Source organism: Streptomyces pristinaespiralis (genome assembly GCF_001278075.1).
GTDB classification, from domain to species: Bacteria; Actinomycetota; Actinomycetes; order Streptomycetales; family Streptomycetaceae; genus Streptomyces; species Streptomyces pristinaespiralis.
The window spans coordinates 7,739,075-7,762,277 of the sequence record NZ_CP011340.1 but is presented as its reverse complement, the minus strand read 5'-3'; the positions used below and the strand labels follow the sequence as shown (position 1 = coordinate 7,762,277).

Annotated in this window: 17 protein-coding genes; 13 read left to right on the top strand and 4 right to left on the bottom strand. The window is 73.1% G+C overall.

Annotation, left to right across the window (positions count from 1 at the left end; genetic code table 11):
* The first annotated feature begins 22 nt into the window (after positions 1-22).
* Genes SPRI_RS33340 through SPRI_RS33305 form a run of 8 tightly spaced genes read left to right on the top strand, consistent with a single transcriptional unit; the run spans position 23 to position 12,925 of the window.
* The gene (locus SPRI_RS33340; protein WP_005320997.1) at positions 23-550 is read left to right on the top strand and encodes a phage baseplate assembly protein V; all 528 of its coding nucleotides are present in this window, start codon (positions 23-25) and stop codon (positions 548-550) included.
* Positions 551-572: 22 nt separating this feature from the next.
* Positions 573-926: a hypothetical protein gene (locus SPRI_RS33335; RefSeq protein WP_005320996.1), complete on the top strand. Its 354-nt coding sequence runs from the start codon at positions 573-575 to the stop codon at positions 924-926.
* Positions 923-1,303, top strand: a complete 381-nt coding sequence (locus SPRI_RS33330; RefSeq protein WP_005320995.1) for a GPW/gp25 family protein — start codon at positions 923-925, stop codon at positions 1,301-1,303. Before SPRI_RS33335 ends, SPRI_RS33330 begins: the two co-directional genes overlap by 4 nt.
* Positions 1,300-4,482, top strand: a complete 3,183-nt coding sequence (locus SPRI_RS33325; RefSeq protein ID WP_005320993.1) for a putative baseplate assembly protein — start codon at positions 1,300-1,302, stop codon at positions 4,480-4,482. Before SPRI_RS33330 ends, SPRI_RS33325 begins: the two co-directional genes overlap by 4 nt.
* Complete coding sequence (locus SPRI_RS33320; RefSeq protein ID WP_053557615.1) at positions 4,479-8,264, top strand: putative baseplate assembly protein; 3,786 nt, start codon at positions 4,479-4,481, stop codon at positions 8,262-8,264. The genes SPRI_RS33325 and SPRI_RS33320 overlap by 4 nt, the downstream gene beginning before the upstream one ends.
* Entirely contained in the window at positions 8,261-10,423 is a 2,163-nt protein-coding gene (locus SPRI_RS33315; protein WP_053557614.1) for a hypothetical protein, read from the top strand. Before SPRI_RS33320 ends, SPRI_RS33315 begins: the two co-directional genes overlap by 4 nt.
* A gap of 44 nt (positions 10,424-10,467) precedes the next feature.
* Positions 10,468-12,024, top strand: coding sequence for a DUF6519 domain-containing protein (locus SPRI_RS33310; protein WP_005320991.1), 1,557 nt, complete (start codon positions 10,468-10,470; stop codon positions 12,022-12,024).
* A gap of 25 nt (positions 12,025-12,049) precedes the next feature.
* Positions 12,050-12,925 (top strand): peptidoglycan-binding protein, encoded by an 876-nt coding sequence (locus SPRI_RS33305; RefSeq protein WP_037775438.1) that lies wholly within the window; start codon positions 12,050-12,052, stop codon positions 12,923-12,925.
* 79 nt (positions 12,926-13,004) lie between these two features.
* Here the strand turns inward: SPRI_RS33305 and SPRI_RS33300 are convergent, their stop codons facing one another.
* The 4 genes from SPRI_RS33300 to SPRI_RS33285 are packed head-to-tail and all read right to left on the bottom strand — an operon-like array spanning position 13,005 to position 16,129.
* Positions 13,005-13,316: a hypothetical protein gene (locus SPRI_RS33300; protein WP_005320987.1), complete on the bottom strand. Its 312-nt coding sequence runs from the start codon at positions 13,314-13,316 to the stop codon at positions 13,005-13,007.
* 10 nt (positions 13,317-13,326) lie between these two features.
* Positions 13,327-14,292 (bottom strand): LLM class F420-dependent oxidoreductase, encoded by a 966-nt coding sequence (locus SPRI_RS33295; RefSeq protein WP_005320986.1) that lies wholly within the window; start codon positions 14,290-14,292, stop codon positions 13,327-13,329.
* 3 nt (positions 14,293-14,295) lie between these two features.
* Positions 14,296-15,699, bottom strand: a complete 1,404-nt coding sequence (locus tag SPRI_RS33290) for an NADP-dependent succinic semialdehyde dehydrogenase (RefSeq protein WP_005320984.1) — start codon at positions 15,697-15,699, stop codon at positions 14,296-14,298.
* Between the two features lie 43 nt (positions 15,700-15,742).
* Positions 15,743-16,129 carry a hypothetical protein gene (locus SPRI_RS33285; protein ID WP_005320983.1) on the bottom strand — a complete coding sequence of 129 codons (387 nt, stop codon included), beginning with the start codon at positions 16,127-16,129 and terminating at the stop codon, positions 15,743-15,745.
* Positions 16,130-16,594: 465 nt separating this feature from the next.
* Between SPRI_RS33285 and SPRI_RS33280 the strand changes: the two genes are divergently transcribed.
* The 5 genes from SPRI_RS33280 (at position 16,595) to SPRI_RS33260 (ending at position 23,158) form a co-directional block, all read left to right on the top strand.
* On the top strand, positions 16,595-18,091 hold the full coding sequence (locus SPRI_RS33280; RefSeq protein WP_050791623.1) for an MFS transporter: 1,497 nt from the start codon (positions 16,595-16,597) through the stop codon (positions 18,089-18,091).
* 173 nt (positions 18,092-18,264) lie between these two features.
* The gene (locus SPRI_RS33275; RefSeq protein WP_106428485.1) at positions 18,265-19,089 is read left to right on the top strand and encodes a YhjD/YihY/BrkB family envelope integrity protein; all 825 of its coding nucleotides are present in this window, start codon (positions 18,265-18,267) and stop codon (positions 19,087-19,089) included.
* 159 nt (positions 19,090-19,248) lie between these two features.
* Positions 19,249-21,927, top strand: coding sequence for a helix-turn-helix transcriptional regulator (locus SPRI_RS33270; protein ID WP_050791622.1), 2,679 nt, complete (start codon positions 19,249-19,251; stop codon positions 21,925-21,927).
* 383 nt (positions 21,928-22,310) lie between these two features.
* Complete coding sequence (locus tag SPRI_RS33265) at positions 22,311-22,832, top strand: hypothetical protein (RefSeq protein ID WP_005320976.1); 522 nt, start codon at positions 22,311-22,313, stop codon at positions 22,830-22,832.
* A gap of 128 nt (positions 22,833-22,960) precedes the next feature.
* Positions 22,961-23,158, top strand: a complete 198-nt coding sequence (locus tag SPRI_RS33260; protein WP_005320975.1) for a hypothetical protein — start codon at positions 22,961-22,963, stop codon at positions 23,156-23,158.
* Positions 23,159-23,203: the final 45 nt, after the last annotated feature.

Below are 23,203 nucleotides of genomic sequence, written 5' to 3'. Positions count from 1 at the left end.
AAGGGGACCAGGAGTACTTCGCATGGCTGCAGGACCGAACAGCCGGTATCTCGGCAAGTTCCGGGGGCGGGTGGTGAGCAACGACGATCCGCTGAGGATCGGCCGGGTGACGGTCAAGGTGCCGGACGTCCTCGGCGACGAGACGTCGACCTGGGCGCTGCCGTGTCTGCCGTTCACCGGCCGGGAGTCGGGGCAGTACGTGGTTCCGTCCGCGGGCGCAGGGGTGTGGGTGGAGTTCGAGCAGGGGGATCCCAGCTACCCCATCTGGACGGGCTGTTGGTACGGGGACTCCTCGGAGCTCCCGCCGGACGCGCTCACGGGCGGGCCGGCGCACCAGAACGTGGTGATCCAGACCTCCGACCGGCACAAGCTGGTGATGGGTGACGTGCCGGGCGGCAGCGGGATCCGGCTCCAGGCGGCGGGCGGGGCGTACATCCAGGTCGACGAGAAGGGCGTGACGATCGCCAACGGCCTGGGCGCGTCGATCGTGCTGAACGGCGCCGAGGTCAACGTCAACGAGGGCCGGCTGATCGTGCCGGGCAAGCAGTGACAACACGACGGGGAGAGAAGTCTTGTCCGGACACTCCGGGAACTCCGGTACCTGCGTCAGCGCCGCTTCCGCGCTGCACTGTCCGCACGGCGGCCGGGCGTTCGCCGCGGCCGCTCCGAGTGCCGTGCTCGTCGACGGGCATCCCGTCCGCACGGCGTCCGACGTGTTCGCCGTGACCGGCTGCGCGCACACCGTCGAAGGGGTGCCGCGGCCGTGCGTCAGCGTCCGCTTCGGTCCACCGCCGCGCGGCGGCGTCCTGGTCGACGGTGCGGCCGTGCTCCTGGACACCACGGCGGGGCAGTGCTTCGACGCCGCGCTCGTGCCGCAGGGGCCGCCGGTCGTCGCGGCGGTCCGCCGGGGGGTGACGTGCCGATGACGGCCCGGCGGCGTACCGACGTCGCGTTCCCGTTCCGGTCGGACCGGCGGGGACGTACCGCGCACGCGGCGTACGACGAGCATGTGCGCGACCTGATCGAGCAGTTGCTGTTCACCAGCCCGGGCGAGCGGGTGATGCGGCCCGACTTCGGCTGCGGGCTGCTGGACCTGGTCTTCACCCCGAACAGTCCTGAACTGGCCTCCGCGCTGGAGCTGTCGGTGCAGGCGTCGCTCCAGCGGTGGCTGGGCGAGCTCATGGAGGTGGAGTCGCTGGACGTGGTGAGTGAGGAGAACGTGGTCCGGGTGTATCTGCGCTATGTCGTGCGCTCCACCGGGAGCCGGCGCGACGAGGTGTTCGAGGGGAGCGGGCCCGCATGAGCGGCGTGAGCGAGGAGTTGGTCTGCCGCACGGACGGCAGGCGCGGCAAGGTGCGGGCGGCGCGGCTCGGCGGCGTGGACGCGGTGGAGGCCGGTGACGACGGGCTGACGCTGACCGTCACGTTCCTCGGCAAGGCGCCGCACGGGCTGTGCCCGGAGAACATCCGCATCGACGGCGGCCGGCGGATCACCGGGATCGAAGCGGTCGATGTGTGTGTGGAGCGGGAGGAGGACCCGGAGCTCGACGACCGGCTGCTGGTGACGCTGGACCGCACCGGGGACACCGGCCGTTACCGGCTGTCGGTGGTGGACACGGATCCTTACGGGCGACCGGGCACCGAGCCGTTCCCGGGCTTCGACCAGCGCTACTTCTCTGCGGAATTCGAGTTCCGGGTCGACTGTCCGACGCCGTTCGACTGCAAGGACGACCCGGGCGGCGACCGGCCCGGCTTCCCGGCCGCACCCGTCGTCGACTACACCGCGCGGGACTACGAGTCGATCCGCCGGCTGATCCTGGACCGGCTGGCGCTGACCACCCCCGACTGGGTGGAACGCAATCCGGCGGATCTCCAGATGACGCTGGTGGAGCTGCTGGCGCACACCGGTGACCGGATCAGCTACCAGCAGGACGCGGTGGCGACCGAGGCGTATCTGGACACGGCGCGCCGGCGTGTGTCGGTGCGGCGGCATGTGCGGCTGATCGACTATCCGATGCACGACGGCTGCAACGCGCGCGCCTTCGTCGCTCTCGAGGTGGTGCGGGAACTGACGCTCCTGCCGGGCACGTTCCGGTTCGCCGCCGTCGACGTCCGTACGCTCGGCCCACGGGACCGGCCGGAGATCGGCGCGGTCATCGAGGACCGGGACCTGGCGGTCCTCGGTGAGCGCGGCTCGGTGGAGGTCTTCGAGCCGGTGGTGGAGGGCGAGCCACTGGTGCTGCGCCCGGAGCACAACACCATCCGCTTCTGGACCTGGGGCGACGAGGTGTGCTCCCTGCCGAAGGGGGCGACGTCCGCGACGCTTCGGGACGAGTGGGCCGACGAGGAGTGCGCCGAGCGGGCGCTGCGACTGCGGCCGGGTGACGTGCTGTTGATCGAGGAGGTGCGCGGACCGCGTTCCGGGACGCCCGGTGACGCGGACCCGGCGCACCGGCAGGCCGTGCGGCTCACCTCGGTGACGCCCGCGGTCGACGCCCTGTGCGGTCAGCCGGTGCTCGAGGTGACCTGGGCCGCGGAGGACGCACCGGCGTTCGCGGTCTGTCTGTCCACGCGGGGCGGCAGGGACTGCGAACCGGTCGGCGACGTGAGCGTGGCGCGGGGCAACGTGGCGCTGGTCGACCACGGCCGGTCGGCCGGCGGCGAGCCCGAGACGGTCGTCGTGCCCCCCGACCCGGCCGTCCTCGGCTCCTGCGACCCGTGCGGCTCCGGCTGCCCCGACCGGGACGCGGGGAACGCCACCGCGGACCTGATCGGCGCCAGGCTGGACCAGACCCGTCATGGCCGGCTGCTCACCGCGGCGCAGGTGCGGGAGTTGTCCGACGTGGTGGGCGAGCGGGAGACGGCTCGGGCCGGGCTCGGTGTGGAACTGGCGGGCCGGCGGCGGGAGAAGGTCGTACCGGGTACCGCGTTCGAGCAGGCACAGGCGCTCGAGACGCTGCTGGCCCAGGTGGTGTACCCGGGCATCCGGCCGCGGCTGAGGCCCCGGCTCCAGCGCTCCCCCGTCGTCCAGTCGGTGCCGTTCCCGCTGTCCCGCCATGTCAGTGCCGGGCAGGCGGGCCGGCTCGCGGGCATACCCGCCCGGGTGCGGCAGCGGCTGGTGGAGCTGTGGCGCAGCGCCCGCGACCACGACGGTCTCGGCGAGGACGAGATCGCGGAGCTGGCCGTGCTGTTCGGTCTGCGGGTGCTGGAGCGCTTCGAGCTGCGCCGCCGTCCGGTTCCCGCGCTGCGGGAGCTGCTGCACCGCAGCGAACGCCTGCTGGCGGCGAAGCTGCGCCGGCTCGAGGTGCTGACGGCGCGGGCCCGCGCGGGTGCCGTTCTCGACGGCGGCATCGCCTGGGAGATCGCGCACACCTGGGGGCCTTCGTACGCGGTGGGTCTCCACCCGGACGAGCCCGAGCTGCGCGGCCCGGCGAGCGCCCTGCTCCAGGATCCGCGCGAGGCCCTGCCCGCGGTCCGGGTGATCGACGGCGAAACCGCGTGGACCACCCGGCCGGACCTGCTGTCGAGCGGGCCGAGGGACCGGCACTTCGTCGGTGAGCTGGAGGACGACGGGCGGATCGCGTTGCGCTTCGGGGACGGCCGGCACGGAGCCCGCCCTCGGCCCGGCGCACGGCTCGAGCTGCGCTACCGGCTCGGTGGCGGCACGGCGGGGAACGTGGGGGCGGAGGCGATCAACCATCTGGTGCTCTGCCGCGATCCGGAGGAGTCCGACGCCGGTGACCCACTGCCCGTCGCCGGTGTGCGCAACCCGCTCCCGGCGGTGGGCGGCACGGAGCCTGAGCCGCTGGAGCAGGTACGCCAGCTCGCGCCGCTCGACCTGAGGCGCTCGCGGCTGCGGGCGGTGACCGCGGAGGACTACGCGGCGCTCGCCTCCGCCCTGCCGGGGGTGCAGCGGGCGGCCGCCCGGATCCGCTGGACGGGCAGCGTGCAGGAGGCCCATGTGGCCATCGACGCCGCCGGTGCCGGGGAGCCCGGTCCGGAGCTGCTCGACTCGGTGGCCTACGCGCTGGAGGGCTACCGGCGCATCGGCCACGACCTGGTCGTCGGCCCGGCCCGCGGCGTCCCCCTGGACATCGCCCTGGCCGTGTGTGCGGCACCGGGACACCAGCACGGCCGGATCCTCGCCGAGCTGTACCGGCTGCTGGGCAGCGGGCGGCTGTCCGGCGGCCGGCTCGGCTTCTTCCACCCCGACGCGCTGACGTTCGGCGAACCGGTGCGGCTGAGCCGCCTGGTGGCCGCGGCTGCGGCCGTGCAGGGCGTGGAGAGCGTACGGGTGACCCGGCTGGCACGACTGTTCGACACGGGCCGGCCCTTCGGGGCCGACGACCCGGACGACCACGACGACGCACTGGAGGCAGGCGTGCTGCGGCTCGGCCCGCTGGAGATCGCACGTTGCGACAACGATCCCGACCGGCCCGAGAACGGGCGGCTGTCCATCGAGCTCGGCGGAGGTGGGCGATGAGCGCCGTGTGCGGTTGCGGCTGCGGGGGCCACGACGAGCGGCACGCGCCGCCGGCGGTCCACAATCCGCCGGGGCGCCGGTCGCTGGACTACCGGGTGGGTGAGTACGGCTCGTTCCTCGCGGCGATGCTGGACCGGCTCGCCTCGCCCGCCTACCCGGCGCTGCGGGGCCTGACCGTCCGTACGCCGGACGATCCGTCGATCGGGCTGCTGGAGTCGTGGGCGGTCGTCGGCGACCTGCTCACGTTCCATTCGGAGCGCATCGCGGAGGAGGCGTACCTGCGCACCGCCAACGAGCACCGCTCGCTGGCGCTGCTCGGGCGTCTGGTGGGACACCGTCCGCGTCCGGGCATCGCCGCCGACACGCATCTCGCGTACACCCTGGACCGGGATCCGCGGGAGGCGGAGGTGTCCGTGGTGATCCCGCGCGGTTCGCGCAGCAACAGCGTGCCCACGACGTCGGGCGAGCAGTCCCAGGTCTTCGAGACGGGCGAGGACCTCACGGCCCGCGCGTCGTGGAACGAGCTGGCGGTGCGCCGGCGCAGGCCGTCGCTGCTGACCCCCGCCGACCTGGAGCGGCGCTCCGCAGTACGGATCGCCGGGACGGCGTCGGCGCTGAGCACCGGTGACCGGCTGCTGTTCGTGTTCGGCGGTGAGCGGGCCGGGGACGGCGGCGGGCAGGCCGGGACGCCCGGCGAGCGCCGGCTGCTGAGCGTCGCCCGGGTGTCGGTCGACCGGGACGACGACGTCACGGTGATCGGGCTGCCGCAGTCCGCGCCGCCCGTACTGGGCGAGCTGGTCGACGAGCTGCGGGAGTGGATCACCGAGGACGACCGGGAGACGGAGGACGGCGCGCCGACGCCCGGCAACCCCAACCCCCGTCCGGTGAGCCGGTACATCGAGGAGTTCGACGCCCAGGTGCTGGCTCCGCTGCGGGCCGATCTGGACGACCTGGGGACACCCGCCGCGTTCGCCGCCCGGCTCGCCGGGCCCCACGAACGGCTGGCGGAGGCGCAGGCGGTGGCGGCGGCCCATGAGGAAGTGGCCGCCTGGTTCGAGCGGTTGGAGGCCGTCGTCGGCGATTTGCGCGAACGGGCGGCCGATCTGGAGCCGTCACGTCCGGCGCCGCCGGAGGAGGTGGAGCTCTCCCCCGGCTCGTCCGCGCTGCTGGCGCTGGGCGCGGTGCTGCCCGCGCTGCGCACACGTGACGTGCGGCCGGGTACGGCGGGCCGGTCCGCCGCCCGGCGCCGGGCGTCCGGCTCGGAACTGGCGGCGCAGCTGCTGTCGGTCCTCGAGCCGAGGGTGGCCGACGGGCTGTACCCGGCATGGCGGCAGGCGGCCCCGGCCGTCCCCGCCCTGCTGCGTGAGGTGCAGGCGATGCGGGTGACGGCGGCTCCGTTCGGTGCGACCGCACCGCTGCGGCCGGTGCAGGACGCCCGTGGGCGGGTGGTCAGGCAGACGGACTGGCCGCTGAGCGGAGCGGCGCTGACGACGATGCGGGTGGTGTACGACCCGGCGGGCCGGGTGCCCGTGCGTGCCGAGTTCCAGCACGTGGAGACGGGTTCCTCGGTGCAGGTGTCGGAGAACCTGCCGACGGAGAAGACGTTCGAACTGGGGCCGGGGCGGGTCACGTTGCGCACCCGTGCCGGTCAGGACCACGATCTGAGCTGGCTGAGCAGGCGGCCCGCGGACTCCCAGGAGCCAGGTGTGACGGCCCGGCTGGAGGACGGGCTGCCCGAGCGGACGCTGTTCGTGTCCCGGCCGGGAGAGGACGGCCGGGTGCGGGTGGCCGTGCACAACGGCGAGACGAAGAGCTGGCTGCTCGCGCCCGGGGAGCACCACCAGATCCGGCACGGCGATCACGAGCTGACGGTCCGTTACACGGTGGGCAGCGAGCCGGCGAACGTGGAGATCGGCGTCGCCACCGTGCCCCGGCCGGCCGACCGGCACGTCCTCGCGCTGGACTCGGTGCAGGACTCGATCACCGTCGGTTCCTGGGTGGCGATCGAACGGCCCCGCAAGGGGCGGGACACCCCGGACGGAATCCCCGGCGACGCGAAGCTCTCCTTCGTCACGACCCGGGTCACCTCCGTGCGCACGGCCGTGTACACCGACTACGGCATCACGGGCCGCGGCACGGAGTTGACGCTCGCGGAGCCGTGGCTGGACGACCACGACGTCCTGCTGTCCAACATCCGTGACGCCACGGTGCACGCCGGCGGGCAGTCGCTGCGCCTCGCCGACGAACCGCTCGGTGAGGACGTCCACGGCGACGAGCTGGAGCTGGCGGAGCTGTACGACGGGCTGCGCCCGGGGCGGCACCTGGCGGTGTCGGGCGAGCGAACGGACGTACCGCCGGGCGGGTCCGGCGGCTCCGGGATCACCGGGACCGAGCTGGTGGTGGTCGCCGGGGTCGAGCAGGTCGTCGATCCGCTGCTGCCGGGCGATCATGTGCACACCAGGCTGACGCTCACCACGGGTCTGGCGCACCGCTACCGCCGCGACACGGTCCGGGTGCTCGGCAACGTGGTGCCGGCGACGCACGGCGAGAGCCGGGACGAGCCGATCGGCAGCGGCGACGCCGGCCGCACCGGCCAGACGTTCGCCCTGTGGCAGTCCCCGCTGACCTGGCTGCCCGCGAACAATCCCCTGGGCGCGACGCCGGAGTTGGAGATCCGTGTCGACGGGCTGCTGTGGCACGAGGTGGACAGCCTCGCCGGGCGAGGGCCGCGCGACCGTGTGTACGTCACGGGCACCACGGCCGACGGCCGTACGACGGTGACCTTCGGCGACGGGGTGCACGGCGCCCGGCTGCCGACCGGGAGCGAGAACGTACGGGCCCGCTACCGCTTCGGCACCGGCCGGGCGGCGAACGTGCGGGCGAACCGCATCACCCAGGCGGTCACCCGCCCGCTCGGCGTCACCGGGGTGACCAACCCGCAGGCCGCGACGGGCGGCGCGGACGCCGACGGGCCGGGTCTGACCCGGCGCACGATCCCGCTGGCCGTGTCGGCACTCGACCGGCTGGTGTCGGTCAGGGACTACGAGGACTTCGCCCGTTCGCGGGCCGGCATCGGCCGGGCCGTCGCACGGGAGGTCTTCGACGGGCGGCGCCAGGTGCTGCATGTGACGGTGGCCGGCGTGGACGACATCCCGGTCGCCGGTGACTCCGACGTCCTGCGGGCGCTGCGTTCCTCACTGGCCCGGTACGGCGACGGGCGGCTGCCCGTGCGGGTCGACGTCCGCGAACCGGTGCTGCTGCTCCTCGCGGCGAAGGTGAAGGTCGCGCCCGACCACACCTGGTCGGTCGTGGAGCCGAGGCTCCGGCAGGCGCTGCTGCGCACGTTCGGCCCGGAAGGCAGGGAGCTCGGCCGTCCGGCGCGGCTGTCGGAGGTGATGGCGACGGCCCACCGGGTGCCGGGGGTGGACCACGTCGACGTCGACGTCTTCGGCGGCGTCCCGGCCTCCGTCACTCCGGGCGAACTGACGGGCCTGGGCGAACGCCTCGACGGGCCGGCGGCCACGGTCCCGGCCCGGCACGCCGAGTACGAGGAGGTGGTGCACCGCGTCACCGCCGACGGTGGCGAGACGCTCACCTCGGTCGCCGCCCGCCACGGCATCCCGCTCGCCGAGCTGCTGCGCCTGAACCCGGACATCACCGACACCCGGCCGCTGGAGAAGGGGCGGCGGGTGTTCGTCTTCCGGGGCGTCCGGCCGGCTCAACTCGCCCTGCTGACACCGCAGGTGCCCGACACGCTGATTCTGACGGAGGTCACCGCATGAGCAGGGAACCGGACGGTCTCGTGGAGCTGCTGCCGCAGTGGCACCGGCTGCGCGACGCCGAGCGCGGGGAGCCGCTGCGTGCGCTGCTCGCCGTGATCGCCGAGCAGGTCGACGTGGTGCGGGACGGTGTCGAGCAGGGGTACGAGGACCTGTTCGTGGAGACGGCGGCGCCCTGGGTGCTGCCGTATCTCGGCGACCTGGTGGGCTACACCCCGCTGCCCGGGTACGAGCGGGTACCGACCGGCGGCCTGGGCGGAGACGGGGAGGAGTCGCGTCGCCGGCTCGCCGAGGCGCTCGCCCCGCGCCGCGACGTGGCCGCGACCGTCTCCCACCGGCGCCGCAAGGGCACGCTGCACCTGCTGGAGGAGATGGCGCAGGAGATCGCGGGATGGCCGGCCAGGGCAGTCGAGTTCTCCCGGCTGGTCTCCCACCACCAGCCGGTGCGGTTGTACGGATCCGGGTCGTCCGCGGCCGACTCGCGCCGACTGCAGCGCGGCCGGCTGGCCGATGTACGGGACGGTGCGCAACTCGACCTGGCGGACACCCCGTTCAGCGCCACGGCCCGGTCCGTGGACGTGCGCAGGGCGGGTTCGGCACGTCGGCAGGGCGGTGGCTCCCCGGCCGGTGTGGGACTGTTCGTGTGGCGGCTGAAGCCGTATCACGTGACCCGGGCGCCCGCCTACTGCGTCGACCGGGCGCGCAGTCTCTACACGTTCTCGATCCTCGGCAACGACAGCCCCCTGGTGACCAGGCCGGTGCCCGAGCCGTCGGCGACGCACATCGCGACGATCGACAACGTACCCGCGTACATCCGCCGCCGGCAGCTGGCGGAGCGCCTCGCCGACCACTACGGCCCCGGCAAGAGCTTCACCATCTGGCGGGACGGCCAGGACGAGCCGGTGCCCCTGTCCGACATCGTCGTGGCCGACCTCTCGCAGTGGCGGTACCGGCCCCGGCGCGGCCAGGTGGCCGTCGACCCGGAGCTCGGGCGGATCGCCTTCGGCTCGCGTTCGGCCCCGCGGCAGGGTGTGTGGGTCACCTACCACTACGCGTTCGGGGACGACACCGGCGGCGGCGAGTACCCCCGCGAGCGGGACACCTCCCCCGCGGCGGAGTTCTACCGGGTGGGCCCCGGGCAGCGCTTCCAGAAGATCACGGACGCGTACGAGGAGTGGCGCGGCGACCGGCGGGCCGGCCGCTGCGGACCCGAGGGCGTCATCGAGATCACGCACAGCGGCGCCTATCAGGAGCAGCTGGACTTCGAGCTCGAGCGGGGCGACCGGCTGGAGCTGCGGGCCGCCGAAGGCTGCCGTCCGGTGATCCGGCTGCTCGACTGGTACAGCAACCGGCCCGACGCGCTCAACATCCGTGCCGCGGAGGAGGACCGCGGTCCCGGCCCGGACGCCCCGCGGATCGTCCTGGACGGTCTGCTGGTCACCGGAAGAGGGCTCCATGTGAGCGGCCCCGTCGGCACGGTGGTGCTGCGGCACTGCACGCTGGTGCCCGGATGGTCTCTGGAGCCGGAGTGCGATCCGCACTCGCCGGAGGAGCCGAGCCTGGTCCTCGAGCGGACCACCGCCTGCGTGCAGATCGAGCGGAGCATCCTCGGCACCATCGAGGTGATCGGCGACGAGGTGAACCACGATCCGCTGCCCATCCACATCCGGGACAGCGTCCTGGACGCCACCGGCCACGACCGGGCGGCGCTCTCGGCCCCCGACTGCCGCCACGCGCACGCGGTGCTGCACGCCCACCGCACGACCGTCATCGGCGAAGTGCACACCCACGCGGTCGAGATCGGCGAGAACAGCGTCTTCACCGGACAGCTGCGGGTGGCCCGGCGCGGGGTGGGCTGTCTGCGCTTCTGCTACGTGCCGCCGGGCTCGCGCACCCCGCGGCGCCACCGCTGCCGGCCGGACCACTCGGACGGCGCCGGACCGCAGGTGCGGCCGCTGCTGAGCAGCGAGCGGTACGGCACTCCCGCCTACGCGCGGCTCTCCGACGCGTGCCCGCCCGAGATCCGCCGGGGCGCCGACGACGGCTCCGAGATGGGCGTCTTCCACGACCTGTACGAACCGCAGCGCGAGGACAGCCTGCGGGCCCGGCTCGCCGAGTACACCCCGGCCGGGACGGACGCCGGGATCATCCCCGTCACCTGACACCAACCTTCCGACTGGCGAACTTCCTAGGGGGACCCCTCCTCATGCACGCTGACATCTCGCGCGACACCTTCCGGCCGGAGCGGCACTACTCGGCGGTGATCGCGCAGCAGGGCCGCGTACAACTGGACGCCGACGCCAACGAGCAGGCGGCGATCCAGCTCCACCAGGCCCGGACCGCTCTGTCCGACCTGATCGGCACGCACGGCGGGCCGAGCGGCGCGACCGGTTTCGAGGTGCGTTTCCTCGGCGGCAGCCGGGAGCTCGACGACCTGTCCATCGGCGGCGGCCGCTACTACGTGGACGGCATCCTGGTCGACGCCACCCGGCCCGCGCCCGGCGTACCCGTGCCGGACGAGGACGAGGCCGGCGACGCGGCGACGGACCCGCCGGCCACCTGGACCTACTGGGACCAGCCGGACGGCCACCGCGACCCGGAGCGCCCCGGCGACCGGCTGCCGACCCGGTTCCCCTACCTGGCCTGCCTCCAGGTGTGGGAGCGGACGGTCACGGCGGCGGAGGACCCGCTGCTGCGCGAGGTCGCGCTGGGCGCGGCGATGCCCGACACCGCGGCCCGGCGGAAGGTGGTGTGGCAGGTCGTCCCGGTGCCCGGCTCCGAGCTGGAGGTCGAGGACGGGGCCACCAAGGACCAGGTCCGCGAGGCGTTCGCCAAGTGGGAGGCGGCGCAGGCGCCGACGGCCCGGATGGCGGCCCGCAGCGAACGCCCGGACCGGGCCGACGAGGACCCGTGCCTGGTGCGGCCGGACGCCCGCTACCGGGGGCCGGAGAACCAGCTCTACCGGGTGGAGATCCATGACGGCGGCCCGGCCGGCGAGGCGACGTTCAAGTGGTCCAGGGAGAACGGGTCCGTGACCCTCCCGGTCGACGAACTGGACGGCACCTGGGTGGAGCTGGGCTCGGTCGGCAACGACGACAAGCTCGGTCTGAGCGTGGGCGACTGGGTCGAGTTCGTCGACACCGCCTACACGAGCCGCCGGGAACCGCTGCCGCTGCTGCGGGTGGAGGAGCTCGACCTGCCGGGCCGGCGGGTGCGGCTGTCGGGCGAACCGGACCCTTCGGTGGGCAGGCGGCCCGAACTCGCCCCGTATCTGCGGCGCTGGGACCACCGTCCCGGTTCCCGTCCTGCTGGCTCAGGCCGTTCGAGGACGGCCGCGCCGAAGTCGCGTGGCGGTGCGCTGCGCATCGAGGAAGGAGCCTGGCTCCCGCTGGAGGACGGGGTGTTCGTGTACTTCGAGGCGGGCAGGGCCTACCGCTCCGGTGACTTCTGGACGGTGCCGGCGCGCACGGCGACCGGATCCGTGGAGTGGCCGGTGGACACCGCCCGGCGTCCGCTGCTGCGCCCGCCGCACGGGGTGCGGGTTCACCGCGCGCCTCTCGCGTGGGTCCTCGGCGAGGGCTCCGTGGCCGATCTCCGGCTGGCTTTCGGGCCGTTGGCCGCTCCGCTGCCCGCCGCGGACGCGGAGGCGCTCGCGGCGGAGGAGAGCGCCGAGCAGGAGGCCCTCGCCGCGGAGCGGGCCGCGGAGGCCGGTTCGACGGACCCCGCCAACGGGCAAATCGATCAGGGACGGTCCGAGAACTGACGGTCCGCCGGGAAGGAGCACCACGATGGCAACGCCGCTGTCCGCCGACAAACTGCTCAGAGCCTTACGCAACGAAGGACTGCGTGTCGTCGAGCACCGAAGCTGGCGCACGCACAACCGCAACCACAAGGGCCCGTGGGGACCGGTGAACGGTGTGATGATCCATCACACCGTCACGTCCGGTACCTCCAGTTCCGTCGAGCTCTGCTACAACGGCCACTCCAGTCTGCCCGGCCCGCTGTGCCACGGAGTGATCGCCAAGGACGGGACGGTGTACCTGGTCGGCAACGGCCGGGCCAACCACGCCGGCCTCGGCGACGACGACGTGCTGCGGGCCGTGATCAACGAGTCGGCGACGCTGCCCGCCGACAACGAGGCCAACACCGACGGCAACCGCCACTTCTACGGCTTCGAGTGCGTCAACCTCGGCGACGGCAAGGACCCGTGGCCGGCGGCGCAGTTGGAGGCGATCGAGAAGGCGGCGGCCGCGATCTGCCGTGCCCACGGCTGGTCGCAGCGGTCGGTCATCGGCCACAAGGAGTGGCAGCCGGGAAAGGTCGACCCGCGCGGCTTCACCATGGACGCGATGCGCAGCCGCATCAAGGAACGGCTCGGCGGCAAGCCGTCGGGGCCGACGACCCCGCCCGCGCCCACCTACGAGCCGTTCCCCGGGGCGGCGTTCTTCCAGGTGGGCAGACGCAGCGCCGTCATCACGGCGATGGGCAGACGCCTGGTCGCCGAGGGCTGCGGCCGCTACGAGCAGGGTCCGGGGCCCGAATGGACGGAGGCGGACCGCAAGTCGTACGCGGCGTGGCAGCGCAAGCTCGGCTACTCGGGCAGCGACGCGGACGGCATTCCGGGCAGGACGAGCTGGGACAAGCTCAAGGTCCCGAACGTCTGACCGGCGGGCCCGCGGCCCGCGGGCGGCCCCGTGCGGAAAGGCACGGGGCCGTCGGCCGTTCGCGGGGCCCTGATCGACGTCACACGTCGTGCCCGTGGGCGGCCAGCCACCGGTGGACGGCAGTCTTGTCGGCGACGCTGACCCGCGCGGGGGCGTCCGGTGCGGGCCCCTTGTCGGTGTTGAATCCCGTGTCGGTGACCCGGGCGGTGACCCAGTCGGCCAGTTCGCGCGCGGACTCCTCGGACAGGGCGCGGCTCTCCCATTCATGGCCGGCCCGCTCGGCGGCGCCGGCGTCGTTGCGGGCGGCTTCCGCCAGCCAGACGGGTACGAGGCGCATCGCCACCTCCTCGTCGGACGGGGCGTGGGACCCGGTGTGTGCGGCATCGTTCATGGCGTCACCCTCACAGTTCGCGCAGGGCGGGCAGCAGTGTGCCGCGCGCCCATTCGAGGAACGGCTCCTGATGGTCGCCGCCGACCTGTACGAGGGCGACCTCGGTGAAGCCCGCGTCGACGTACGCGCGGACCGCGTCGACGAAGGCGCCGACGTCGTCGCCGCACGGGACGGTCCGCGCGACGTCGTCCTCCGTGACGAGCTCCGTGGCCTGCTCGAAGGACTTGGGGCCCGGGAGTTCCGCGTTGACCCGCCAGCCGCCGACGGCCCAGCGGAACTGGTCGTGCGCCCGTTTCACCGCGGCGTCCCGGTCGGTGTCGTAGCAGACGGGCAGCTGGCCGACGCGGGGCTTGCCCGTGCCGCCGTGACGGTCGAAGGCGTCGAGGAGTTCCTTCTTCGGCTCGGTGGCGATGACCAGGTCGGCGGTCCGGCCCGCGACGGCGCAGGACTTGTCGCCGGAGACGGCGACACCGATCGGCACCCGGTCGGCGGGTACGTCCCACAGCTTGGCGTCGACGACGTCGAAGTGGGCGCCGTGGTGGGTGACATGCTCACCGTCGAGGAGCCGGCGGATGATTCCCGCCGCCTCCTCCAGCATCTCCAGCCGTACGTGCGCGGCGGGCCAGTCGCCGCCCACGACATGCTCGTTGAGGTTCTCGCCGGAGCCCAGTCCGAGGCGGAAGCGCCCCTCGGACAGCAGTTGCACGGTGGCGGCCTTCTGCGCCACGACGGCCGGGTGGTAGCGGGTGGTCGGGCAGGTCACGTACGTCATCAGCGGGATCCGCGAGGTGGCCTGGGCCGCGGCGCCGAGGACGCTCCAGGCGTACGGGGCGTGGCCCTGTGAGGCCAGCCAGGGGAAGTAGTGGTCGGAGATGACGGAGAAGTCGAACCCGGCCTCCTCCGCACCGACCACATGGCCGACCAGGTCCCGCGGTCCGGCCTGCTCCGTCATCATCGTGTATCCGAACTGCACCATGGACTACTTCTCCGTCTCCTCGCCGTGCCACAGGGTCGTGACGTTGCAGAACTCCCGGATGCCGTGCCCGGACAGCTCCCGTCCGTAGCCGGACCGTTTGACGCCGCCGAAGGGCAGCGCCGGATGGGAGGCGGTCATGCCGTTGAAGAACACGCCGCCCGCCTCGAGGTCCTGTGAGAAGAGCTCCACCTCCGACCGGTCGCGTGTCCAGGCGTTCGAACTGAGGCCGAAGGGGCTGTCGTTGGCGACGGCCAGCGCCTCGTGCGCGTCGGCCACCCGGTAGACGGACGCCACGGGGCCGAACGCCTCCTCCCGGTGGATGCGCATCCGGTCGGACACATCGGTCAGGACGGTGGGCTCGTAGTACCAGCCGCGGTCGAGGTGTCCGGGGCGGCGGCCTCCGCAGCGTGCCGTGGCGCCGTGGCCCACGGCGTCGTCGACGAGTTCCTCCAGATCGGTTCGGCCCCGCTCGCTGGCGAGCGGCCCGACGTCGGTGGACTCGTCCATCGGGTCACCGACGGTCAGCTCCTTCATCGCGGCCGTGAACCGGTCGCAGAACTCGTCGTACACGTCCGCGTGCACGATGAAGCGCTTGGCGGCGATGCAGGACTGGCCGTTGTTCTGGACGCGGGCCGTCACGGCGGTGCCGACGGCGCGGCCGAGGTCGGCGGACGGCATGACGATGTACGCGTCGCTGCCGCCGAGTTCCAGCACGGTCTTCTTGACCTCGTCGCCGGCGACGGAGGCGACGGCGCGTCCGGCGCCCTCGCTGCCGGTCAGCGTCGCTGCCGCCACACGGCTGTCGCGCAGGAGCGACTCGATGGCGTCGGAGCCGACGAGCAGCGTCTGGAAGCATCCTTCGGGGAATCCGGCGCGGGTGAAGAGGTCCTCCAGGTACAGCGCGGTCCGGGGCACGTTGGAGGCGTGCTTGAGCAGTCCGACGTTTCCCGCCATCAGCGCGGGGGCCGCGAAGCGGACGACCTGCCAGAGCGGGAAGTTCCACGGCATGACGGCGAGGACCACGCCGAGGGGCCGGTAGCGGACCGTGGCCCGTACGGCTCCGGAGTCCTCGACGTCGCCTGCCGCCGGGTGCTCGTCGGCCAGCAGCTCCTCCGCCCGGGCCGCGTACCACCGCATGGCCTTGGCGCACTTGGCCGCCTCCGCGCGGGCGGCCCCGATCGGCTTGCCCATCTCGGTCGTCATCACCCGGGCGATGTCGTGCTGTTCCTGGTCCAGCAGGTCAGCGGCCCGGTTCAGCAGGGCGGCGCGCTCGCCGAAGGACCGGGTGCGGTGCCGGCCGAAGGCGGCGCGGGCGAGGTCGAGCCGGCGCTCGATCTCCTCGGGGCCCAGCGCGTCGAACGTCTCGAGTGTCTCGCCGGTCGCCGGGTTGACCGTGGCGATGGGCATGAAGGCCTCCTCCTCAGGCTCTCGTGCGGCGGGACGGCCGCTGTCAGATCTCTTCCTGATGGACGCCGCTGTTGAGGAGCAGCTGGACGTCCTTCTCCTGGTCGCCCGCGGCCATGCCCTCCTCCACCATGTCGAAGGCGGCGGCGAGCGCCAGCTGCATCTGGTCCACCGCCCAGTAGCCGCCCTGGAGCTCGGCCGTCACGGGTGCCGCGAGCCGGACGGGCTCCGCGGGATTGCGCGTGCTGGACACGTCGAAGGTCGCGGTCCACACGGTCGCGTGGCCCTCCGAGACGTACTGGGGCGTGTCGTCGCTCGCGCGGTCCGATTCGAAGGACCTGCTCAGGGCCCGGAAGACCGCGTCGGCGTCCTCCCGGGAGCAGCCACTGAGCGCCACCACGACGGACGTCGCGGATTCCTGTGCACTGTTCACCGTTGTTCCTGTCTGTCGGGACGTGTCCCCCGTGCGTGCTGCTCCTGCTTCCCGGCGTACCGCCGGGCACTCGCCGGCTCACCCGACGGTCCGCGCGGCGGCGGGGCTGCCCGGCGGCGGATCAGGTCAGGCACGCCCATCGCTCTTCCTCCAGCGCCTCGCCGTCATGGCCTCCGGCGACCCCGCCCGGGCCCTCCTCCAGCGTGACCCGGGGGCCGGGCGGGTGCGACCGGGCCTGGGCCGGATGCCCCTTCCGGCGCACGGGGCGGTGCGGAACGCCGGGTACCCAGGCGCCGCCGCCCGGAACATCGAACCGATGCGCCGGCCCCGGAATACGGGGGCCGATGAGAAGGTTCACTGTGCACACACTTGGCGGCGGGCGCCGTGTCCCGCCGCCTTCATCGAGCGGAGCGCCGGGACGGACCCCCGGCGCTCCGCCACGACCGCCGCCCGGAGGCCGCACGTATGCCGCAGTCGACAGCCGACCAGCCCCCGGGAGCGTCCGCGGACGCTCCCGAGCACAGAACCAGGGGCGTCGTGCCGGTCCTGGCGTTCGCGGGCATCGCGGTCGCGGTGATGCAGACCCTGCTGGTCCCGGTGATCAAGGATCTGCCGGCGCTGCTCACCACCTCGGCCGCCGACGCGACCTGGGTGCTGACGGCCACTCTGCTGGCGGGCGCGGTGGCGACGCCGATCATGGGCCGCCTCGGCGATCTGTACGGAAAGCGCCGGATGCTGCTGGCGAGCCTGGCCGTCATGGTGGCCGGCTCGCTGGTCTGCGGATTCACCGACGATCTGGTGGTCATGATCGTCGGACGGGCGCTCCAGGGGTTCGGCATGGGCGCGATACCGCTCGGCATCGGCATCATGCGCGATCTGCTGCCCCCTCGGCGGCTGGGTTCCGCCATGGGCCTGATGAGCTCCTCGATCGGCGTCGGCGGCGGACTCGCGCTCCCCGCGGCGGCGCTGATCGCCCAGCACGCCGACTGGCACGCCCTGTTCTTCACCGCGGCCGGCCTGGGTGCGCTGTCCATGCTGCTGACCGTGCTCGTCGTACCGGAGTCGCCGCTGCGGGCGCCCGGGCGTTTCGACCGGCTCGGGGCCCTGGGTCTGAGCGCCGGTCTGGTCCTGCTCCTGCTGCCCGTCACCAAGGGCGGCGACTGGGGGTGGGCGTCCACCACGACGCTCGGCCTGTTCGGCGGCGCCGTCCTGGTGCTCGGCCTGTGGGGCGTGTGGGAGCTGCGCATCCCCGCGCCGCTGGTCGACCTGCGGACCACCGCCAGGCGCGAGGTGCTGCTCACCAACCTCGCCTCGATCATGGTGGGGGTCGCGTTCTACGCCATCACGCTGGTGCTCCCCCAGTTGCTCCAGCTGCCCCGCTCCACGGGACACGGTCTGGGGATGTCGATGGTCGTGGCCGGCCTGTGCGTCGCCCCGCTGGGCGTCACCATGATGTTCGTGGCCCCCTTGTACGCGCGGATCTCCGCCCGGCGGGGTCCGAAGGTCTCGCTGATGCTGGGCCTCCTGATCATCGCCGCCGGTTACGGCGCGGGGCTCTGGATGATGAGCGCGGCCTGGCAGACGGTCGTCATCTCGGTGGTGGTGGGCGCGGGCATCGGCCTCGCCTACTCCTCCCTCCCCACACTCATCATGGGCGCCGTCGACCCGTCGGAGACGGGGGCGGCCAACGGCCTGAACACGCTGATGCGCTCGATCGGCACCTCCGTGTCCAGCGCGGTGATCGGGATGGTGCTCGCCCACACCTCGGTGCGTGCGGGCACGGTGGAGGTGCCCAGCATGCAGGGCTTCCGCATCGCGTTCCTGATCGCCACCGCGGCGGTGCTCGTCGGTCTGGCGCTGGCCTCGTTCCTGCCGTCCCGCGACAGGACGAAGCGGCCGGTGCTGCTGGCCTCCGGCGGGGACACCCCGGACCGGCAGGCGGCCGTCACCGTCCGGCCGTAGCGAGGGCCCGTGCCACGGGGCTGCCGGCCTCCTGACGCCGGGCCGGACGGACGAAGACGCGGAGTGCCGGACATGCGGACGGCCGGCGAGGTGCCTCCGGGGAACAGCCCTTTGACGAGCCCGGCGAACCGGTGGATGCGAAGGACGCACCCCGCCGGGGCTTAACTGGATTCATGACAGGCCGCGACAGGCCGGGCAGAGATGCGCACGGCAGGGGTTTTCCGGACCGGCAGTGGAAGACCGCCGCCCGTCGTGCACGGGACAGCGGGGCGGGCACGCTGTGGAGCCGGCTCTCCGCGCTCGACTTCCTCGGCAACTCCTTCCAGCTCGCCGCTCTCTCACTGCTGTGCTTCTTCCCCTTCCTCATCGTCCTGGCGGCCGCGGTCGGACGTGACGCCGCCACGACGCTCGCCGGCTGGCTGGGACTGAGTCGGCAGGCGGCCCAGGCTGTGGCGTCACTCTTCCCGGAAGGGGAGCCACCGGGCTCCCTCACCGTGGCGGGCGTCGCCATGCTGCTCCTCGGTGCCGTGGCCGTCGCCGGCATCCTGCAAAGCTGGTACCAGAGGCTCTTCGACGTACCGAGCCGCGGCTGGCGGGACCTTCCGTCACAGCTCTGCTGGCTCGCGCTCCTGCTGGCCTACGGTGCCGCGCAGGCCCTGGCAGGCGGATCACTCGATGCGCCCGCATCGCGGGGCCTGTTCGGTCTCGCCACGGCGACCTGCTTCTGGTGGGCGACCATGTACGTGTTCCTCGTGCCCGCCGTGTCGTGGCGCTCGCTCCTGCCCTCGGCCGTTGTCACGGCTGTGTGCTGGACGGGTCTGGGACTCTTCTCCGCCCGCTACTTCTCCGCTGCGATCGTGGCGAACAGCGAGAAGTACGGCCCCATCGGCGTCGTCATGATCATCATGTCCTGGCTGGTGGCGGTGGGAGTGGTCATCCACCTCGGAGTGGTCGTCGGCCGCATGTACCAGGAACGCCGCTCCGCGGCGCGTCGATGACCCGGCCCGAGCTGAGGGCAGTGGCCGCTCCCGCATCCCGCATCCCTGTGAACAAGCCCCCGGCCCCGGCAAGCCGCGCGCGGGCGCCGGAAGGCTGGGAAGCTGAGTGAGGGAGCGCACCCCATGACACGACCCTGACGGACAGTGGTGAGGAGCGCCGTGGCAGAAACCGACGAGAACGCTCTGGGACCGGCCGGTCCGATCGCTCCGGGGACCGATCCTCTGGGGGACCCGTTTCTGCGCACACGGATCGCGCTGCCGACGAGGCCCGCCACCTACCTGCGACGGCAACGCCTCGTCCGGCACCTCGACCAGGCCCTCCGGACGCCCTTGACCCTCGTCAACGGAGCCGCCGGCGCGGGCAAGACCTTGCTGACCGCCGACTGGGCCGCCGGCCTGCGGCAGCCCGTCGCCTGGCTGACCGCTGAAGCGGGGGACCGTGGCCCCGGGATGTTCTGGGCGTACCTCCTCCAGGCTCTGCGTGCGTGCGGTGCGCCGCTCTCCGGCGCGGTAGGGATCCCGGCGGAGGCCGCCCAAGTGCCCCGCAAGCTGCTGACCACGCTCGCCGCCGGTCTGAGCGAGCGTGACCGGCCGGTGGTCGTGGTGCTCGATGAGTACGACCGCGTGACCGACCCCGAGATCGCTCAGCAACTGGAGTACGTCCTGCACCACTCCGGTCAGGGCATGCGCCTGGTCATCGTCACCCGCACCGAGCCACTGCTTCCGCTGCACCGTTATCGGGCGGCCGGTCAGCTGACGGAGATCCGTGCGGCGGAGCTGGCCTTCACCCCCGAGGAGGCCGTCGCCCTGCTGGACCTGCACGGTCTGAGCCTGCCCCTCCACGCCGGGCGCGCCTTGGTGGACCGCACGGGGGGCTGGGCCGCCGGTCTGCGCCTGTCCGCCCTCGCGGCGCGCGACAGCGCCGATCCGGAGGTCTATCTGAAGGAGTTCGAGGCGGGACACAGTACCGTCGCGGACTTCCTCCTGGCCGAGGTGCACAGGCGGCAGACACAGGAGACGCAGGACCTCCTGCTGCGCGTGAGCGTCCTGGAGCGATTCTGTCCCGGCCTGGCCAACGCACTGACCCGACGGACCGACGCCGAGACCATTCTGGTCAAGCTGCATCGCGAGAACGCGTTCGTCGAGCACCTCGGGCACTCGTGGTACCGGCTCCACCCGCTGTTCGGGGAGATACTCCGGGCCCATCTGCAGGTCTGCCTCCCCGGCATCGAGCCCGAACTCCACCGACGGGCCGCGCAGTGGCTGCGCCGTTCCGGATCCCTCACGGAGACGCTTGCCCACGGCGCAGCCTCGGGGAACTGGGGCTTCACGGCCGGCGCCCTCGTCGACGACCTGGCGATCGGACAACTCTTCACCGGCCTGCGCTCGGACGGCCTCGACCAGCTGTTCTCCGGGATGGAACCCGCTGCCACCGGCCCCGCGCCCGAGCTCGTCCGGGCGGCCCGCGACCTGTCCCGGTACGACACCGAGCGCGGACTGTTCCACCTGCACCACGCCAAGGAGCGGCTCTCCTGCGACGCACCCGACACGGCGGCCGCGCAGCTGAGCTGTGCGCTGCTGGAGGCCCTGGCGGCGCGGCTGACCGGTTCTCCCGAACGGGCCGAGAACGCCGCGGCGGCCGCCGATCGGCTCCAGCAGGAGGTCCCCGGGCACCTCCTGGACAAGCATCCCGAATTCAACGCTCTCCTGATGACGCATCTGGGCTCCACGCTCCTGTGGGCCGGCCGCTTCGAGGACGCACGTGCCGCGCTGACCACCGTGACCGGCAGTCACGGCGGATCGTCGACCGCGCTGCCACGTCAGGAAGCGATGGGGTACCTGGCACTGATCGACTATCTGAACGGCTGGATCGGCAGGGCGGAGCGCAAGGCTCTCGCGGGTGCCGCCGAGGCCGAGCGGTCCGGTCTGCCCCAGCCGAGCGCCTCCGGCATCGGGCTTCTGGTGCTGGCCGCCGTGGCTGTCGACCGTGACGAGCTGGGCCGGGCCCAGGCCCTCCTCGACGAGACGGCCCGGCTGCCCTCCGCGGTGCACGATCCGGTGACGGCGGCGGGGCGGGCCATCGCAAAGGATCTTCTCCTGCTGGTTCGCGGCAACGCACGTGCCGCCGTCGAGGCGAGGGACCCGGCCGTCCCCGCCGCCGTGGCCTCCCCCTGGGCGGCCGGCCATGAGGCAGTGGTCGCCTCCGCCGCGCACCTGGCAGAGGGACGGCCCGAGAGGGCCGCCGAGGTGCTTCAGGACGTGTCCGGCGACCAGCCGGCGTGCGCCGTGGAAGCCGCGCGGATGCTGCTCGCCGCGGGCCGGCCAGGGGCTGCCCTCGGTCTGCTGGACAGCATCCGCACCGGGGCCCGGACCGGCCCGGCTGTGACCGTTCGGGCAGCGCTGGCCAGGGCCCAGGCCGCGGAGGGGGCAGGGGACACGGCCACCGCCCGCAGGCTCGTCGAGCAGGCCCTCCTCGACGCCCGGCGCGAGCGGCTCAGAAGACCGTTCCTCGATGCCCGCCCATGGATCCGGCCCCTCCTGTCCACCGAGCCTCTCCATGAACTGGCCGCGGACTGGCTCACGCCCGGTCCCTCGCGACGCGGCGGACCGACCGCGATCGACGTGCCGCCCCCTCCCCTCGTCGCGGAGAAGCTGAGTGGCCGCGAGCGCGACGTGCTGGAGCGGCTGGCCCGGATGATGTCGACCGAGGAGATCGCCGCCGACCTTTATGTGTCGGTGAACACGGTGAAGACCCACCTCAAGAGCGTCTACCGCAAGCTGGCCGTGAGTCGGCGCAACGAAGCGGTGCGCCGCGCGCGCGAGCTGGGCCTGGTGTGAACCCGCTTCGGGGACGGCGTGCGAGCGGCGGCCAGAGCCCTTCGGGAGCCCCTGGCCGCCGAGACCGGGACGGAACGCGCCGGCGAAAGCCGGGACGGCCGGCCCTCCCCCCTGGCGGGTGAGGTGCGGGAAGGGGTCCTTGAGGTGCGATGGGAGCGGCGGCAGCGCACGAGCGGGCCGCTGTCCGGCCGGTTCCGGTGACGCTCCGGGCCGAATCGGCGAGGTGGACACGTTGCACACCGGTGTGCTCCGACCGTCCCGGGGAACGGCTCGGTTCCCCAGGGATGCCGGGCACCCGCGCCGACCCGCCGCGGGAGCCCTGCCCACCGGCACGAGACAGAGCGCCGGCCGGGCGACGAGACCCTGAGCCCGAGGAGGCACCGGTGTCCCGGATCAACAACCCCGCCACCGGCAGAGAAGTCAGAACCGAGCGTCGAGCTCGTGCCGACTACACGGGCGGCGTCTACGGATCGATGCTCGCGGCCTCCGTGGTGATCGGCGCCGGCACCCTGGGATCCTTCCCGCGCACGGAGCTGGTACTGCTGTTGCTGCTCACCAGCGCGGTGTTCTGGGCCGCGCACGTGCACGCGCAACTGTTCGGAGCACGCCTGATGCAGCGGTCCCTCGACCGCCGGACCATATTGCGGGTGTGCCGCGAGGAGTGGCCGATCGTCAAGGCGGCTGTGCCGCCCGCGGTCGGGGTGGCCGTCAGCCCGCTCCTGGGACTGGACGTTCAGGGCGCCCTGTGGCTGGCGGTGTCCGTCGCCGTGGCGGGGCAGGTGGGCTGGTCCGTGGCCGCGGCGCGCCGGGCCGGTGCCTCGCGGCGTCTCATGACCGTCACCGCCTCGGTCAATCTGCTGCTCGGTCTGCTGATCATCACCCTCAAGATCGCTCTGACGCACTGAACCGGTCACCGGTGCGCCGGGGCCGACAGGTCACCTGTACCGGGTGAGGCCCAGCCGGGCCCTGAACAAGGACGATCGCAGTGAAGCGCACCGTCCGTCCGCCCATGTCGCCCGCGGGAGAACAGCCCATGCGCTACGAGATCCGCGTCGAGGGACACATGTCGGAAACACTGGCCCAGGCCTTCCCGGAGCTGGGTCACGTGGTGATGTCGGGCCAGACGCTCCTGTTCGGCCCCATCGTGGACGAGGCGCACCTGTACGGGCTGTTGGCCCGCTTCCAGTCGCTCGGACTGCGTGTCCTGGAAATGCGGCAGCTGCCGGAGTGATCGGCCGAACCGGAGCCGCGCCCGGAAGGCACCGCCGCCTTCCGC

Bases quoted from the DNA above. Each gene is read 5' to 3' on its own strand.
- SPRI_RS33340 (WP_005320997.1), top strand. From the start codon at position 23: ATGGCTGCAGGACCGAACAGCCGGTATCTCGGCAAGTTCCGGGGGCGG.
- SPRI_RS33330 (WP_005320995.1), top strand. From the start codon at position 923: ATGACGGCCCGGCGGCGTACCGACGTCGCGTTCCCGTTCCGGTCGGAC.
- SPRI_RS33325 (WP_005320993.1), top strand. From the start codon at position 1,300: ATGAGCGGCGTGAGCGAGGAGTTGGTCTGCCGCACGGACGGCAGGCGC.
- SPRI_RS33320 (WP_053557615.1), top strand. From the start codon at position 4,479: ATGAGCGCCGTGTGCGGTTGCGGCTGCGGGGGCCACGACGAGCGGCAC.
- SPRI_RS33315 (WP_053557614.1), top strand. From the start codon at position 8,261: ATGAGCAGGGAACCGGACGGTCTCGTGGAGCTGCTGCCGCAGTGGCAC.
- SPRI_RS33310 (WP_005320991.1), top strand. From the start codon at position 10,468: ATGCACGCTGACATCTCGCGCGACACCTTCCGGCCGGAGCGGCACTAC.
- SPRI_RS33305 (WP_037775438.1), top strand. From the start codon at position 12,050: ATGGCAACGCCGCTGTCCGCCGACAAACTGCTCAGAGCCTTACGCAAC.
- SPRI_RS33300 (WP_005320987.1), bottom strand. From the start codon at position 13,316: ATGAACGATGCCGCACACACCGGGTCCCACGCCCCGTCCGACGAGGAG.
- SPRI_RS33295 (WP_005320986.1), bottom strand. From the start codon at position 14,292: ATGGTGCAGTTCGGATACACGATGATGACGGAGCAGGCCGGACCGCGG.
- SPRI_RS33290 (WP_005320984.1), bottom strand. From the start codon at position 15,699: ATGCCCATCGCCACGGTCAACCCGGCGACCGGCGAGACACTCGAGACG.
- SPRI_RS33280 (WP_050791623.1), top strand. From the start codon at position 16,595: ATGCCGCAGTCGACAGCCGACCAGCCCCCGGGAGCGTCCGCGGACGCT.
- SPRI_RS33275 (WP_106428485.1), top strand. From the start codon at position 18,265: ATGACAGGCCGCGACAGGCCGGGCAGAGATGCGCACGGCAGGGGTTTT.
- SPRI_RS33260 (WP_005320975.1), top strand. From the start codon at position 22,961: ATGCGCTACGAGATCCGCGTCGAGGGACACATGTCGGAAACACTGGCC.